Raw genomic sequence first — 14,343 nt, 5'->3', positions numbered from 1 at the left:
TCGAACCCGCGCTGTTTGGAACAGAAATGCCGCACGCTATCAATGCTTCTGATTCCGTGCGAAAAACATGATTCAACCGAGGCTGAAGGCTTCCTGGAAAATCTTGATCAAATGGTTGCCGTTTGCGCCGAGCCAATCGGCTTTTCCATCAAGCGCAAGCGCAGTTCTGGCTTATCTTGTCTGGGCCCGATATCCGTCCAACCATGGTGACTATAAAACTGCGCCGCCCTCTGGTTCGTTTCGCTCACCGACAATCTCATTCGCTCGCAGCCCAGCCCTGCAAGAAAGTTGGTCGCGTAAGCCAGCAGCAACTTCCCAGCACCGCGGGATCGCCACTCAGGGGTGAGATAGAAAAAGTGGATGTAACCCACGGCAGGTGCTGTCTTTAGCAGCGACATCTCTATCTGCCCCGCAATCCGTGTTTCATCCCAGGCATGGACAACGCCGCCAGGCACCTCGGCTGTTTTTTTTTGCAGCGACTGAAGGTATCGCTGCCTACCCTCGGGGCCGTGAAGCTGTTGTGGGCAACCAAACGCACACAGCAGCATGTCCTCAAAGAAATGCACGCAAACGTCGCTGTCCTGATCAAGGTTGATTGGACGAAAACTCAGGGACGAGTCTGAAGCGTTTTCTGTAATCATTGGGCTGCACTCCAGGCCTCATTTTGGCGGGCAATATGGAACAAGGTCCCTCGCTGGACGGTGCGAAATACGCTGTCTAGAGTGAAGTATTCGCTCTGGATGCAACATCGGGAGGGATTCCAATGAACCACCTTAACGACTACACCAATCAAGACGAAGCGCTGAATAAAAAAATCCTGGCGCTGGCCCCCAAAGAGCGGCGAGACGGTCAAAAAACCACATTGTTTTTTACGCCGGATACCGAGTTTGACTCTAAACCATTGACCTTGACGACCGGCAGCTATCCCTTTACCCCGATAGGGAGCCTTGGCATTACGCAGGTGAATACCAACGGGCAGGAATGGCGATCTATACGACATCAAATGACCAACAGGCACGGTATTCCCTCTGACCCTGGGAATTCTGATCGGGTGGATCAACTGGTATTGCTGGATACCGAGGATGCCGTGAAGATCAAGGAGGCGGTAGCCCGTGACAAACAGTTCACGAAAGGTAGCTACTACCACCCAGATGTCGCGCAAGTGTTTGGAACAACCAACCCGATTACCACCTACGCAGCCGAGCAGGTTATTGAGCGTAGAGCCGCCTTGTGCCAAGCCATTCCTGACCCGATTGCATTGAGTTATTGGAATCTGCTCCAGTCGGACCCCGCCGCCCAAACGAAGATTTACAACTGGCTACAAACATACGGCGGCATCTCTCATAAGTTCTCCGTGCATGATCGAAAGTCAGGAGACCGGATTCAAAACCACTTCCAAAACCTGGAGAAATCCAACGCCGTGCATTTTGGCAGCGAAACCCGGGGGGAGTATGCGGCGGCAAAGCTACTGATTACCGTGCTCGGGAATGAATACCAGATGAAAATCGGTAAGGCGTCTTCGGGGCGCAACAATGGGATCGACCAGATATGGGTCAAACGCAATCTGCAAAGCGGCGTGGTGGAGGAATACATCATCGTTGAATGCAAAGGCAGCGTGGATGCTGAACTCAACGAAGCCAAGTATGGGTGGCAGATGTCTCCTTGCTGGGCCTTTCACTGCCTAGATTGGCTTGCTGGGGAAAAACGCCAATCTTTCCAGCACATCCACGACGGATGTCTACGCAAAAACAGCCATGGTGATCAAAATTCTCAATGCATTGATCAACCCTGGCCCACCCTTGGTGAGAGGCCTGGTCATTCAACCGATGACGAAATCAGTCACCGCGCCCAACTCAATCGAACTGATCGATCTTGGAACCTCTGACCTGGTCGAGCAATACACGAACGCCGTGGCGGGCCACTCAAAATTCCAGAATACCCAAGTGTTTAACGGATCTTTTTTCTAGCCTCCGGTGGGCAAAAAACGCGGGGCCTGCAACCGACCATCAATGGATTTCAAGACCATGAAAAAACAAGAACAAGAAAACTTGCTCAACACCCTGAAGGGCCGCTTCGACCAAAATCCCCAACGCCACCCAAGCATCTCTTGGGGCGACGTCCAAAGCCGGCTCGAAACCAACCCCAACGCACTAAAATCCCTCCAGGCCATGGAAGCCAGCGGAGGCGAGCCCGACGTGATCGGCCTCGATCCGAAAACCGGCGCTGTCACCTTCTGCGATTGCGCCAAAGAAAGCCCGACCGGTCGCCGAAGCCTCTGCTACGACCGCGCCGCCCTGGACGCACGCAAGGAGAACAAACCTAAAGGCAGTGCCGTCGAAATGGCCGAAGAAATGGGCATTGCCCTGCTGACGGAAGACCAGTACCGAGCCTTGCAAACACTCGGCGAGTTTGATGCCAAGACATCCAGTTGGCTGGCAACCCCTCCAGCGCTTCGCTCGCTCGATGGGGCGATTTTTGGCGACTACCGTTATGGCCGGGTGTTCATCTACCACAATGGCGTGCAGTCGTATTACGCGGCGCGTGGGTTTCGTGGGTTGCTACAGGTTTAAAGGGCGACCCAAACCTGTGGCGAGGGCGCTTGCTCGCGCTCTGGGCTGCGATTTTTTGATCTTGATCTTTTGCTCTTGATTCGATGGGGAGTGGAAAGATCGCAGCCTCGTTGCACTCGACAGCTCCTACACAGCTCCTGCGGTACAGTCGAGCGGGAGCTAGCGCCCTTACCACGAGTTGACGATGGTCAGACGGGGAGACTCTTCGATCCCAACTACGGTGTCGGCGTCTATCAATCGAGGACCGATCTGTGTAACGACCTGCACGCGCTGCTGGCGAGCTACGTCGTTCCCGGCGGGCATGTGACCGAGAGTTATCTGTTGGAGTTTGATCACGTGGTCGAGGTCGAGGTCGACAGCGAGGATGAGTTTGGTGATTTCCAGAAGGCGCCCGCAACACCCCACTAAGCGGCATTGGATTCAGCTCACATCAGTGGCCCGGAAACTCGAATCGATAGCAAACCGGTGAACTCGCGTCTGCCCGTTTCTCCACCTCATTCTCCAACCATTCAGCCAACACCACGGCATTGTTCTCGACCGTGGATTTGGCGGCATACACCAGGGTGAGGTTGCCGCCTTGTGCAACATCCACCAACCGCCACCAACACTGCGGCTGCGCGGCCAGTTCCTTGCGATAGGCGACTTTGAACTGCTCAAACGAAACAACCCTCGCCTTGAACGCCTTGCGCAGCTCATGGGAAGGCCCAACCTCCGGCAGCCACTCAGCAATCGCCAACGCATCCTTGCGGCAATTACGCGGCCACAAGCGGTCCACCAGAACCCGCACGCCATCCTCGGCGCTGGCTGTTTCATAGGCGCGTTTGCACTGGATCATCGAAACCTGCCTGTCGAAGTGAGACCGTCTCAGCATAGGCCGTCGGCAATGAGGCGGCCATGGGTAACCTGTCGCCTTCAAGTCTTCGCCGCACCTGCCGCTATCGGTATAACGATTTTTACCGATCCACCAATTGGTTTTGCAATAACTGTTGCTTTGCGGCAATCAATTGGTAAACGCACGATAAGAGAACGTAGCGAATGGACGACGGACGATACGAAAGGCGGGCGGCGATGGCTGGAGGCGCGGCGGTGTCGTCCGAGTCACCGCATATTCTGCTGATCGACGATGTCCCGGAAGATATCCGTGCGACGCTCGTCCTATTGAAGACGCAACCCTGGCGCATTTCCCTGGCCAGCGATGCTCATCAGGGTTATCAGCGGGCACTGGCCTTGCGTCCGGATTTGATCGTGCTGGACGTGCACATGCCGCACATGAACGGTTTCAGCCTGTGCCGGCTGTTGCGCGAGGCCCCGGCGACCCGGCACACGCCCATCCTGTTTCTGTCATCGGCCAACAGCGCCATCGAACGCCTGGAAGGGCTCACCGTGGGCGGGGTGGATTACATCCCCAAATCCTGCGCACCCGAGGAAGTGCTGGCGCGTATCAAGATTCACCTGCAATTGACTTGGCGCGCGCCGTCAACCGCTCAACACAACCCGGTCGATCCGGAGCCGGAGGGCGACGAGATCGTCCTGCGTGCCGCGATGCGGTTGATTGAAGGCCTCCTTGATGACATGCCCTCCCTGGCCCATCTGGCGCAAAAAGTCGGCACCCACGAGAAACGTCTCTCGCGGATCTTTCGCGAGCATTTGGGGCTGACCGTATTCGCTTACATTCGCGACGCACGACTGCGGCGTGGCCAGGATTTGCTCGTCGAAAGCGTGATGAGCGTGCAGGACGTGGCCGAGCTGGTGGGCTTTCGCAACGCCTGCAACTTTACCACGGCCTTCCGTCAGCGAATCGGCATGACGCCCAGCCAGTTTCGCCAGCAAGCCCTGGGCATCACCGAAACCGAGTCGGCCGGGCGCGCCTGATGCGGCTTCTACAGTTTTTATTGCTGACGATAGCGTTGTTATCCACAGGCTTGCTGCGCGCCGCGCCTGTGGATATCTGCCGGGCTGATCACCTGGACCTGATGCCTGCGATACAGATTTTCGAGGACACCCAGGCCAGCCTGAGCCTGGATGACGTCGCGCAACTGCCCGAAACACGTTTCAACGCCGCCACTCCAGGCTGGCCGACCCAAGGCTACAGCCGCTCCGCGTTCTGGTTGAAATTGCAGCTCAGCAACTCAAGCACTGCGGCGTGTTCGCGCCTGCTGGTGGTCGGCGCGCCGCGCCTGGAAGACCTCCGCGTCTATCAACCGGGGCTGGATGCCCATGCCGGTGGCGCTTATCCCTTGGCCGAATGGCCCCAGCCGGCGACACGTCAGCCGGCGTTCCCGGTCTCTTTGCCAGCAGGGGAGAGCGCCACGCTGTTCATCCGCGTGGCGAGCAATTTCCAGATGTTGCTGGAGCCGGAACTGTGGTCGGAACCGGCGCTGCTGCGCAGTCAACAACAGACCTTCCTGAGCGACGGGCTCACCCTCGGCATTGTCCTGCTGGTTGTCCCGTTCGGTTTCATCGTCGGCTGGATCCTGCGCTCCCAACTGCTGAGCGTGAACGCGGGCGCGGTCCTGAGCTACATCCTGCTGACGTGCATCCTCAACGGCTATCTGATCTATTGGCCCACCGCACTCGGCTGGACGCGCGAGCTACTGACCTGCGCCAGCGCGGCCTCGTTCGTACTCTTCCTCGCCTACATGCGCGTGCTGTTGCAGGTTGCCCGCCTGCCCAGAATCATCGGCTGGAGCTATTGGCTGCCGCTGTTGGGTTGCATCCTTGGCCGACTCTGGTGGCTAAAAGTCGATCCCGTCCAGGGTGCGCAGATCGTCCAGATATCCCTGAAAAGTTTCTACGGTGTGCTGCTCGCCACGTTGTTCATGGCCAGGCGCAGACGACTGAGCTACAGCTGGATGGCCTGGCTGGTGCCGGGGCTCTTGCTTGGGCAACTGCTGATGCGGCTGTTCTTCCCCCAGGAGCAATTGCCCTGGCAGTCGCCGCAAAGCAAACACAGCTTATCGTCTACATTGCCGGGTGTAGCGTTGCTGGTGTGCACGTTGATCATGGAAGTCAGCCGCAGCCGCCACCGGGAAAAACAGGCCCTGTCCACCCTCGAACAACAACGCCAAGCCGAGCAGGCGCGGCTGGAAAGCACCGTGGCGCTGCGCACGTCGCAGTTGCGCGACTCCCTCGCGGCGCGCAGTGCCTTGATGGCGCGGATCAGCCACGACCTGCGCTCGCCCCTGGTGCGCATCATCGACTACGCGCGCCTGTTGCACGCCGGGCCCAACCGCGACTATCAAGCGACGATCGAGCGCAACGCCCGCCAGCAACTGGAGCTGATTGACGAGATGCTCGAATTCTCCCGTGGCGAGCTGGAGCAGATGCAACTGACCCTCGCGCCGGGTTATCTGTATGGCTTCCTCAAAGAGATCGCCGATGAAGCGAGCTTTCTCGCCGCGCGCCAGGGCAACCGCTTCGAGGCTGTTTTGGCGGACGACTTGCCGCCAGTCGTAGAGGCCGATTTCAAACGCCTGCGGCAGATCCTCATGAACCTCCTGGCGAACGCGGCAAAATTCACCCGCAACGGCCAGATCCGTTTCCAAGTGGGCGCTTTTCCAGGGACAAGCGCCGATACCGTGGGGCTGCGCTTGAGCGTGATCGACACCGGTATCGGCATCGACCCGCAAGAATTCGAACAACTGCTGCAACCGTTCCGCCGCGGCCACAACGTGCAACGCTACGAAGGCAGCGGGCTGGGCCTGTCCATCGTCACGCAACTGCTGGAACGCATGGACAGCCGCCTCGAACCGCAAGCGGCGGGGCAGGGCAGCCACTTCAGTTTTCGCCTGCAACTGAAGTGCGCCCAGGAACACGACCTGGAAAACGGCATCGTCGATAACAACGCCACGCCGTTTGACGGCCAGGGCAAGCACGTGCTGCTGGTGGACGACGTCGAGCAGAACAGCGACTGGCTCTACGACCTGCTGGCCGGCTACGGTTTCGACGTGAGCATGGCGGCAAACGGCGAAGACGCCTTGGCCTGCCTGGCAGAACAGCCGGTCGACCTGTTGATCAGCGACCAGATGATGCCCGGCATGGACGGCTGGGAACTGCTATGCCAGGTGCGCGAACGCTGGCGCCATTTGCCGGTGATGCTTTATTCAGCGATCCCGCCGCGCAGACCGGAAAGCTATCCAAAGGATCTGGCCTTTGACGCGGTACTGCTCAAACCCGCCGACAGCCGTGAACTGCTGGCGTGGGTCAAGGCACTGGCCCGCCCAGACACGGTACGCCGCGCGACGGCTTGGGAGCGATAGCATGCGAGGTTTGGGTTACCTTCTGCTGTTACTTGGCAGTTTTTCAGTGTTGCCCTGGGCGCCGGCGCATGCCGAACAAGAGGCGCCCACCGCCCTCACGCTCGACGAAACCACCGTCACCGCTCGGCGCCGCGAAGAAGACCCACAGCACGTGCCGATCCCGATCAACGTCCTCTACGGCGAGCAACTGGACGAGGCCGGTCTGCACCGGCTCCAGGACATCCAGCGGCGCGTGCCCGGCTTGATTGTTTCCGGCCACGACGCCCGCTACGCCGGCTTCGGCCTGCGCGGCTTCGGCGCGACCGCCTACAACGATGGCCTGGAAGGCAGCGTCGGCACTTACGTCGATGGCGTTTATCAGGCACGCCAAGACATGGCCTTCACCGAAATGATGGACATCGAGCGCATCGAAACTTTACGTGGGCCGCAAGGCACCTTGTTCGGCAAGAACACAACGGCGGGCGCGCTGAACATCATCACCCGCCAGCCAACGTTCCAGCCCGAAGCCAACCTGGAAGCCCGCTACGGTGAACACGGTTTGCGGGAATATCGCGGGACGATTTCCGGACCGCTGCAGGGCGACGTGCTCGCCGGTCGACTCAATGTGTTCGAGAGCTCCAGCGATGGCTCCGTGGAAAACCTGCGAGACGGCAGCCGCCTAGGTGACGCCGACAGCCAAGGCCTGCGCGGCCAGTTGCTGTGGACACCGAACAGCGACTTCAGTGCGCGCCTGATCGCCGACCATGCCGAGCAAAACGAAGCCGGCAACGTCCTGCTGGTCAATCACTACAGCGAGCAAACCCGCAAGCGCGCCCAGTTTGCCGGGTATCCGCTGGCGGAACCCGATCCTTACAAACGCGAATCCCGCATCGACGCGCCGGGCCATCCGCGAACCCTGCAGAATGGCGTGTCATTGGAATTGAATTGGGACCTGGACGAGGCGATGCGCTTGACCAGCATCACCGCCTACCGCGACTGGGACTACCGCGCCGACCGCGACGCTGACAGTACCGCACGTGCAGTGATGCAATCCGAAGCCGAATTGAACCACCGACAGTTCAGCCAGGAATGGCGCCTGTCCGGTACGGCCGGCTCGTCCGTCGACTATGTAGCGGGGTTCTATTACTTGCGCCAACAGCTCGACCGTGAGATCGACGTCGAATACGGCAAGGACGCCGCGTCCTGGTTCGTCGGCGATCAACTTGAACAACTGAAGAAACTCTATAGCATCACCTTCACCGATCCGAGGCAGGTGCCTTCGGTGCTGCTCAATGGCGCCCAACAACGTTACGACGGCGAGCAGAAGGGCGACAGCCGAGCCATTTTCGGCCAGCTTTCCTGGCGCCCGATTGAGCCGCTGGAACTCACCGCCGGCCTGCGTTACAGCCAAGAGCGCAAGGACGGCTGGATCTCCCGCGACGCCAGCAACCTCGCCCCGCTGACCGGCTTGCCCCCGGTGTTCCAGGCCGGAGGGCAATTGCTGCGCGACATCGCCCTCGGCCGCGGTTACTACCGCGAGGATTCGATTAAAGAAAGCAACGTCTCCAGCCTCCTCAGCGCCAGCTACCGTTTTAGCGAGGCGGTGATGGGTTACCTCAGCTGGTCGCGGGGCTACAAGGCTGGCGGCATCAATTTCGATGTGGTCGGCCCGTTCACCGCGCCGACCTTCGAGCCAGAGCGCGCCACGTCCCTGGAACTGGGCATGAAGACACGCTTCTGGGACGAGCGCGCATTGCTCGACCTCGCCGTCTACCAGACCGACGTCGACAACTACCAAGCGCTCACCTACAGCCCGCCCACGTCGGTGTTCGCGCCCCCACTGCGGGACAACCTGATCAACGTCGGCAAGGTCCGCCTGCGCGGCATCGAACTCGATTCCGCCTGGCAACTCACCCCCCGACTCACCGGACGCCTGGGTCTGGCCTGGAGCGATGCCCGCTACCGCCGCTTCCCCAACGCCCCATGCCCACCGGCCTCGGGCCAATGGACCTGCGACCTCAGCGGCGAGCGCCTCTACAACGCGCCGGAATGGAACCTCAGCAGCGGCCTCGACCATATCCACCCGCTGCCCTGCGGGCTGGAAGCCTACAGCGGCATCGACTACAGCTTTCGCACCGGCTACTCCGGCACCCTCGAAGGCGGCGAAGGCAGCTATCAACCCAGCTACGACCTCACCAACCTGCGCCTGGGCCTGCGCAGCCAGGACCGCGCCTGGGAAGTGGAAGGCTGGGTGCGCAACGTCTTCGACCGACACTACATCACCGCCGTGTATTCACTGCTTGGCGCTGGCGACTACGGCGTGATGACCGGCAGCGAACGAACCCTCGGCACCACCGTCAGGCTTCGCTATTGACCGAAATAAACCGCGTCGGACAAAACGCCAAACGATTACCGCCGGCCTTTTTCGACAGGTACATGGCCTGATCTGCCTTGCTGATCAGCCCATCGACCTCATGCCCATGCTCAGGAAAAAACGCCACCCCGATACTCGCTGCAATCTCCACCGTCTGCGCACCAATCAAAATCGGCGCATTCGCCGCCACCAGCATCCGCGTGAGCAACGACTCGCTGTCCTCCACCGCCTGCAAACCCACCAGCCCCGCAACAAACTCATCGCCCCCGAGGCGCGCCAACGTATCGCCCTCACGCAAGGTTGCATTGATCCGCGCCGCGACAATCTGCAACACCCGATCCCCCCAGTCATGGCCATAACTGTCGTTTAGCGCCTTGAACCCATCCAGGTCGATAAACGCAATCGCCACCTTTTGCTGATAAATACGCGCCTTGCCCAACGCCTGACGCATCCGTTCGGCCAACAACAACCGATTGGGCAACTGCGTGAGCGCGTCATACCGCGCATCCCGCTCCAGCAACTGCAGACGCTGCTTTATCTGCGTCATGTCGCTGAACAGCGCCACGTAGTGCTGAACATTGCCGTGACGGTCATGCACCGAACTGATGCTGATCCGCGAGGTCATTTCCCGGCCATCCTTGTGGTTGCTTTGGATTTCGCCGGACCAATGGCCGTGGAAATCCAGCGCGTTTTTCATTGGTGCGTAAAAAGCGGTGAGCCGACGGACCATGCGATGGGAGTTCAACTCGCGGCCTTTGAGCTCGTCTTGACCGTAACCGGTGAGGCGGGTGAAGGCCTCGTTCACGGCGATGACCCGGCCGAATGGGTCGACAAGGATGATGCCTTCGCGGGCGTGGCTGAATACGGTGGCGGCTAGCTCTGGGCAGACGGTGTTGAGGCGACGGTCCAGCGTGGCTTCGTCACGGGTGGCCGGCCATGTTTCGGAGTCGAAGCCTTGCTGCGCCAGATAGCCGGCCAGGGATGAGAGCGCCTTGTGCAGCCGAGTCAGGGCATTCGTGGCGAGCCTGGAGTTGAGGCAGTGGCTACGGATGAAGGTGCGTAGGTTCATGGGGGGTACACGGTGCTCGGTTGCAGCGCTTGGGTGAGTAAGCGGAGCATTATCGAGGCGCGGAACTGCCGAGGACTTTGCTGGAGCGGATGGGAGCTTTGCGGGAGGGGATGGATTGGAAAGATTTTTCCCATGGGTCAGTCGGGTCTGTCAGACATTGGGCGGCTGCGGCTTGCAAGCCGACGTTGCCTTGCGCCTTTGCCTACAACTACGCCAGAATCCGCCGGCTTGTTCGCCTGGGGTTGCGTCGGTAGTTTGGGACCTGTCACTGCTCATCAGTGATCGGGTTTAGCAGCTCGTGGTGAAACAGGTTGTGCAAGGCGTCATCCAGTCAGGAATCTCCATCCTGCACTTGATGGTGGCTGTGCGCAGGGCGTCCCCGGACGCGCCGGTTTCTTGTTTCCCCGGTCTGCTAACCTGCGTACAGCTGCCTCCCATCGTTTAGCAGCGAGCGGGTGATGGCTCCAATTACAGGAAGCAAGACGATGGCAAAAGATACTCCGAATCCTCCTGATACGAACGAGCATGTCTCCCGGGCTCAGTCTGCTCGCAACAAAAAAATCGACGATGCTGCCACGCGAGCGTTGGATTACTACCTGAAACCCAAGCCTAAGAGCGAAACGTCTGACAAGTCGGACTCCATTTTTCGGATTGATCCGAGTGTGGATTCTGAGTGTTTGTTGGCGAATCTCAGTGAGAATTTGGCTTCGGCGAATGCCATGATCAGTGATTTGGCGTTTGACCTGGATGGGTCGCGGCGGCGGGTTGCGATGGGGATTTTGCAGGTGATTGAGGTGAGTGAGTTGTTGGCTAATCGGGCGTTGGATATTGTTGAGGTCAGGTAGGTTCGGCGGGTAAACCCTGTTCTTCGGTCAAAAAAAGGTCTTGCCAAGCAAGACCTTTTTCACTGTCTCAAGTCGGATCAACCCCTTGCGATGGCCTCTCCGAGTTGCTGATTGGTCATCGCCTCGCCAGCAATACCCCAAGCACCGTCTACGGCATGCACGATGTTGACCCAGATGTTTGTCTTGGGCAGTTGGCCGCCGGACATCTCATGGATAATGTTGGTTACTTCCTCAATGTAGCCAATCTGTATTTCGCGGTTGGCGAATGCAAAGGCAGGCACCTTCCATTCGATGAAAGCGACAGGCGCTTCGGTGGAGCCAGAGAAGGTGTTTTCTGCGGTCAAAACATGAATGGAACCGACGATGTTCGGGGTCATGGCCTTGTTGCCGCTCAGGCCATGCCACCTCAGCATGGCGTCAGACAGCTGGGTGAAAGCAATGTTCTCGCTGCCTTTAGGCAGGACACCTTCAGTAAGCGTAAGGGTGAGAGGCATTTCCATACTCCTGTAAGCGAGCTGTACGTCGCATCGGCGATCGCATCGACCGTAAGATAACGATCGTTATTTCAATTTACATAACGATCGTTACATTGCCAAGTACAATCTGGATTTCACTCGCCCGGAATCCTGTAGGGAGGTATGCATGTCTCGATCCGAACGAAAGCTGCAGACGCGTCAACGAATTCTCGATGCCGCAGGCCGTGGCTTTCGCAAAGCCGGCTTTGGCGGTATTGGTGTGGATGGCTTGGCAAAGGAAGCAGGTGTTACGTCCGGCGCCTTCTACGCCCACTTCGACTCCAAGGCTGCTGCATTTCGTGAGTCGGTCGCACAGGGGATGGCTGAATTCAAGGACGGTGTGCGCCACTTCCAAGGCCAGCACGGGCACACCTGGTGGCCTGAGTTCGTGTGTTTTTACTTGGGAGAGAAGCGTAAATGCGAACTGTCAGAGAGCTGCGCCCTGCAGAGTCTTGCGTCAGAAATTTCCAGGTCTGATCCCAACTCACGCGCGGAGTTTGAGGCTGAACTGCTCAACGTCGCCGCCTTGATCGTGGCCGGCCCCACGTCGGAGCACGCTCCTGCCGACACAGGTGAAGCCCTGTTCGCATTGTCCACGCTGGTTGGTGCCGTAACACTCGCACGAGCGGTATCCGATCCGGCAGTGGCCGAAAAAATCGCAGCCGCGGCGCAGCAGACATTACTGTCTGGGCATCGTTATCGAGACCCGTCGTGAGCCAGAGTGCGTGACTCGCAACAGCAGCTCTAGAAAGCCCTGCGACTTGAATGGGTAAGCAGTCTGAAAGATTCCAGTCGCTAGGCCGTAAGACGTTGGACGACCAGAACCCCAAGCCCACGTCGCCTTGCGCCATTGCCTACAACTACGCCAGAACCCGCCGGCTTGTTCGCCTGGGACCGCGTCGGTAGTTTGGGTCCTGTCACTGTTCATCAGTGATCGGGTTTAGTCGCCCGTCGCTGCTAAGTCGCTCAAGCGTCCATCAGTCAGGTATCCCTCATCCCTGCACTCGATGGTGGCTGTGTGCAGGGCGCCCTCGGGCGCGCCGATTTCTTAGCTCGTCGGTCGACTAACCTGCGTACAGCGGCGTCCGCCCAACTCACATTGTGTGACTCAGGCAGCTATCAATCACTTTTATGCCATTTGCCCTGATCCCTGCGGCTAAGTGCTCCAATGCCGATGAGCTGATATGGTTGCGAACTGATTCCTGTGGCGGAGCCTGCGGCCCACGAAGCTTCATCTGCAGCGCATTGATTTACAGGGAACGGGATAACTGCAAGTGGAAGCGTCTGCTAGCCAAGGAGAGATTGCGCGATGGAGCAGTATTTTGTATGGAACACCGACCCTGTACTGATGCGGTTCGGAGTGATCGATATCCACTGGTACGGCGTCCTGTTCGCAGCCGCGTTTGGCTTCGGTATGGCAATAATGAGGTTTATCTTCAGACGAGAAGGTAAGCCTGAGGGTGACCTGGACGCTCTGCTGATCTATCTCGGCTTGGGTACAGTGCTCGGCGCCCGGCTTGGGCACGTGCTGTTTTACGATCCAGCGTTTTACTTCAGCAATCCTGCGGAAATCCTAGCCATCTGGAAAGGCGGGCTAGCAAGCCACGGCGGCGCTATTGGACTCGCCCTTAGCCTCTATCTATTCTGCCGACGTCGTTCCGACATAGGCTATCTCTGGCTGCTGGACAGGATTGCCATAGTAGCTCTTTTGGGCGGCGGCCTGATCAGAGTGGGCAATTTCTTCAATTCTGAGATCGCCGGTGTTCCGACGGATATTCCATGGGCAATTGTATTCTCCCGAATTGATACGCTGCCTAGGCACCCCACACAACTCTATGAAGCATGCGTCTATTTTGTAATGTTTTTGCTGATGTTCTTGCTGTACCAGAAACGCCGCACCACCCTGGAACCGGGGTTCCTGAGCGGGTTGTTTTTGTCAGCAGTCTTCTCGGCGAGATTCCTGCTTGAATTCACCAAGATGCACCAAGCCAGCTATGACTATCCCCTGCCACTAAACGTTGGCCAACTGTTGAGCATTCCGCCTGTTCTCGTCGGGCTGACGCTCATGGTTCTAGCCAAGCGGAGTGGCAGAAAATTGCTATGCGAGCAAACGAGTTAGGCAATCGGTCGGCTGTGGGTAAGAAGGGTGAGACCTTGCCACAGATACGGCAGCAGATGTGGATGCCTGCCTAGCTTAAATAAGGCGAGTTCTGAGTGGACAATATTTCGACAGTCCAAGCGACTATTTCAGATGACCCCATTCGGTGGCGATTACTTGAGATGGTGCGTCCCCCAAATTGCCAGACTGCTGGATAGGAGCAGGTTTCGACCGAAACGCGATTTGGGACGACGTGGTCTGGGCACTCTGCTGCCCTGGTGCTTTGTACAGACCTTGGACGTTTTCATAGTGGCAACCAGGCGCGTTGGTAAGAAAAAATTTCTAGATGGGGGTTGACCACGTACTTTAATGCTGTACTATTCGCCTCCCGCTAACGAGCACTTCGATGCAGCGTTTGGCTTAAGCAATTGATTATATTAAAAAAATCAGTAGCTTTTAAGGAGAGGTGCTGTAGAATGCGCGCCTCGGTTGAGACGAAAGGCTCAACCAATCGCTCTTTAACAACTGAATCAAGCAATTCGTGTGGGTGCTTGTGGAGTCAGACTGCTAGTCAACAGATTATCAGCATCACAAGTTACTCCGCGAGAAATCAAAGATGTAACCAACGATTGCT

At 58.2% G+C, this 14,343-nt stretch carries 12 protein-coding genes; 8 read left to right on the top strand and 4 right to left on the bottom strand.

The window, feature by feature from the left end; translation table 11 throughout:
- Nucleotides 1-107 precede the first annotated feature (107 nt).
- Nucleotides 108-641, bottom strand: coding sequence for a GNAT family N-acetyltransferase (locus AACY31_RS19855; RefSeq protein WP_339492339.1), 534 nt, complete (start codon nucleotides 639-641; stop codon nucleotides 108-110).
- Nucleotides 642-763: 122 nt separating this feature from the next.
- On the opposite strand from AACY31_RS19855, the gene AACY31_RS19850 reads away from it, so the two are divergent.
- Nucleotides 764-1,885, top strand: coding sequence for a hypothetical protein (locus AACY31_RS19850; protein WP_339478923.1), 1,122 nt, complete (start codon nucleotides 764-766; stop codon nucleotides 1,883-1,885).
- Nucleotides 1,886-2,024: 139 nt separating this feature from the next.
- Nucleotides 2,025-2,570 (top strand): DUF4256 domain-containing protein, encoded by a 546-nt coding sequence (locus AACY31_RS19845; RefSeq protein ID WP_339478922.1) that lies wholly within the window; start codon nucleotides 2,025-2,027, stop codon nucleotides 2,568-2,570.
- Nucleotides 2,571-3,000: 430 nt separating this feature from the next.
- On the opposite strand, the gene AACY31_RS19840 is transcribed toward AACY31_RS19845, so the two are convergent.
- The gene (locus tag AACY31_RS19840; RefSeq protein WP_339478921.1) at nucleotides 3,001-3,405 is read right to left on the bottom strand and encodes a DUF488 domain-containing protein; all 405 of its coding nucleotides are present in this window, start codon (nucleotides 3,403-3,405) and stop codon (nucleotides 3,001-3,003) included.
- A gap of 200 nt (nucleotides 3,406-3,605) precedes the next feature.
- On the opposite strand from AACY31_RS19840, the gene AACY31_RS19835 reads away from it, so the two are divergent.
- Genes AACY31_RS19835 through AACY31_RS19825 form a run of 3 tightly spaced genes read left to right on the top strand, consistent with a single transcriptional unit; the run spans nucleotide 3,606 to nucleotide 9,182 of the window.
- The gene (locus AACY31_RS19835; protein WP_445261567.1) at nucleotides 3,606-4,442 is read left to right on the top strand and encodes a response regulator transcription factor; all 837 of its coding nucleotides are present in this window, start codon (nucleotides 3,606-3,608) and stop codon (nucleotides 4,440-4,442) included.
- Complete coding sequence (locus AACY31_RS19830; RefSeq protein ID WP_339505011.1) at nucleotides 4,442-6,829, top strand: hybrid sensor histidine kinase/response regulator; 2,388 nt, start codon at nucleotides 4,442-4,444, stop codon at nucleotides 6,827-6,829. The genes AACY31_RS19835 and AACY31_RS19830 overlap by 1 nt, the downstream gene beginning before the upstream one ends.
- A 1-nt stretch (nucleotide 6,830) precedes the next feature.
- On the top strand, nucleotides 6,831-9,182 hold the full coding sequence (locus AACY31_RS19825; RefSeq protein ID WP_339505009.1) for a TonB-dependent receptor: 2,352 nt from the start codon (nucleotides 6,831-6,833) through the stop codon (nucleotides 9,180-9,182).
- On the opposite strand, the gene AACY31_RS19820 is transcribed toward AACY31_RS19825, so the two are convergent.
- Complete coding sequence (locus AACY31_RS19820; protein WP_339478916.1) at nucleotides 9,166-10,251, bottom strand: sensor domain-containing diguanylate cyclase; 1,086 nt, start codon at nucleotides 10,249-10,251, stop codon at nucleotides 9,166-9,168. The genes AACY31_RS19825 and AACY31_RS19820 overlap by 17 nt on opposite strands.
- A 485-nt stretch (nucleotides 10,252-10,736) precedes the next feature.
- Between AACY31_RS19820 and AACY31_RS19815 the strand changes: the two genes are divergently transcribed.
- Entirely contained in the window at nucleotides 10,737-11,096 is a 360-nt protein-coding gene (locus AACY31_RS19815; protein ID WP_339478914.1) for a DUF6124 family protein, read from the top strand.
- A 77-nt stretch (nucleotides 11,097-11,173) separates the two neighbouring features.
- Here AACY31_RS19815 and AACY31_RS19810 read toward each other — a convergent pair whose 3' ends face one another.
- Nucleotides 11,174-11,590, bottom strand: coding sequence for a 4-oxalocrotonate tautomerase (locus tag AACY31_RS19810; RefSeq protein WP_339505008.1), 417 nt, complete (start codon nucleotides 11,588-11,590; stop codon nucleotides 11,174-11,176).
- Nucleotides 11,591-11,738: 148 nt separating this feature from the next.
- On the opposite strand from AACY31_RS19810, the gene AACY31_RS19805 reads away from it, so the two are divergent.
- Both AACY31_RS19805 and lgt read left to right on the top strand, forming a co-directional pair.
- Nucleotides 11,739-12,326, top strand: coding sequence for a TetR/AcrR family transcriptional regulator (locus AACY31_RS19805; RefSeq protein WP_339478912.1), 588 nt, complete (start codon nucleotides 11,739-11,741; stop codon nucleotides 12,324-12,326).
- Between the two features lie 594 nt (nucleotides 12,327-12,920).
- Nucleotides 12,921-13,730, top strand: a complete 810-nt coding sequence (gene lgt, locus AACY31_RS19800; protein ID WP_339478909.1) for a prolipoprotein diacylglyceryl transferase — start codon at nucleotides 12,921-12,923, stop codon at nucleotides 13,728-13,730.
- Nucleotides 13,731-14,343: the final 613 nt, after the last annotated feature.

Source organism: Pseudomonas sp. RL_105y_Pfl2_101, from assembly GCF_963970585.1.
Lineage (GTDB): Bacteria > Pseudomonadota > Gammaproteobacteria > Pseudomonadales > Pseudomonadaceae > Aquipseudomonas.
The sequence above is the reverse complement of the archived record's forward strand: the minus strand, read 5'-3'. Positions and strand labels throughout refer to the sequence as shown.

Bases quoted from the DNA above. Each gene is read 5' to 3' on its own strand.
- AACY31_RS19855 (WP_339492339.1), bottom strand. From the start codon at position 641: ATGATTACAGAAAACGCTTCAGACTCGTCCCTGAGTTTTCGTCCAATC.
- AACY31_RS19850 (WP_339478923.1), top strand. From the start codon at position 764: ATGAACCACCTTAACGACTACACCAATCAAGACGAAGCGCTGAATAAA.
- AACY31_RS19845 (WP_339478922.1), top strand. From the start codon at position 2,025: ATGAAAAAACAAGAACAAGAAAACTTGCTCAACACCCTGAAGGGCCGC.
- AACY31_RS19840 (WP_339478921.1), bottom strand. From the start codon at position 3,405: ATGATCCAGTGCAAACGCGCCTATGAAACAGCCAGCGCCGAGGATGGC.
- AACY31_RS19835 (WP_445261567.1), top strand. From the start codon at position 3,606: ATGGACGACGGACGATACGAAAGGCGGGCGGCGATGGCTGGAGGCGCG.
- AACY31_RS19830 (WP_339505011.1), top strand. From the start codon at position 4,442: ATGCGGCTTCTACAGTTTTTATTGCTGACGATAGCGTTGTTATCCACA.
- AACY31_RS19825 (WP_339505009.1), top strand. From the start codon at position 6,831: ATGCGAGGTTTGGGTTACCTTCTGCTGTTACTTGGCAGTTTTTCAGTG.
- AACY31_RS19820 (WP_339478916.1), bottom strand. From the start codon at position 10,251: ATGAACCTACGCACCTTCATCCGTAGCCACTGCCTCAACTCCAGGCTC.
- AACY31_RS19815 (WP_339478914.1), top strand. From the start codon at position 10,737: ATGGCAAAAGATACTCCGAATCCTCCTGATACGAACGAGCATGTCTCC.
- AACY31_RS19810 (WP_339505008.1), bottom strand. From the start codon at position 11,590: ATGCCTCTCACCCTTACGCTTACTGAAGGTGTCCTGCCTAAAGGCAGC.
- AACY31_RS19805 (WP_339478912.1), top strand. From the start codon at position 11,739: ATGTCTCGATCCGAACGAAAGCTGCAGACGCGTCAACGAATTCTCGAT.
- lgt (WP_339478909.1), top strand. From the start codon at position 12,921: ATGGAGCAGTATTTTGTATGGAACACCGACCCTGTACTGATGCGGTTC.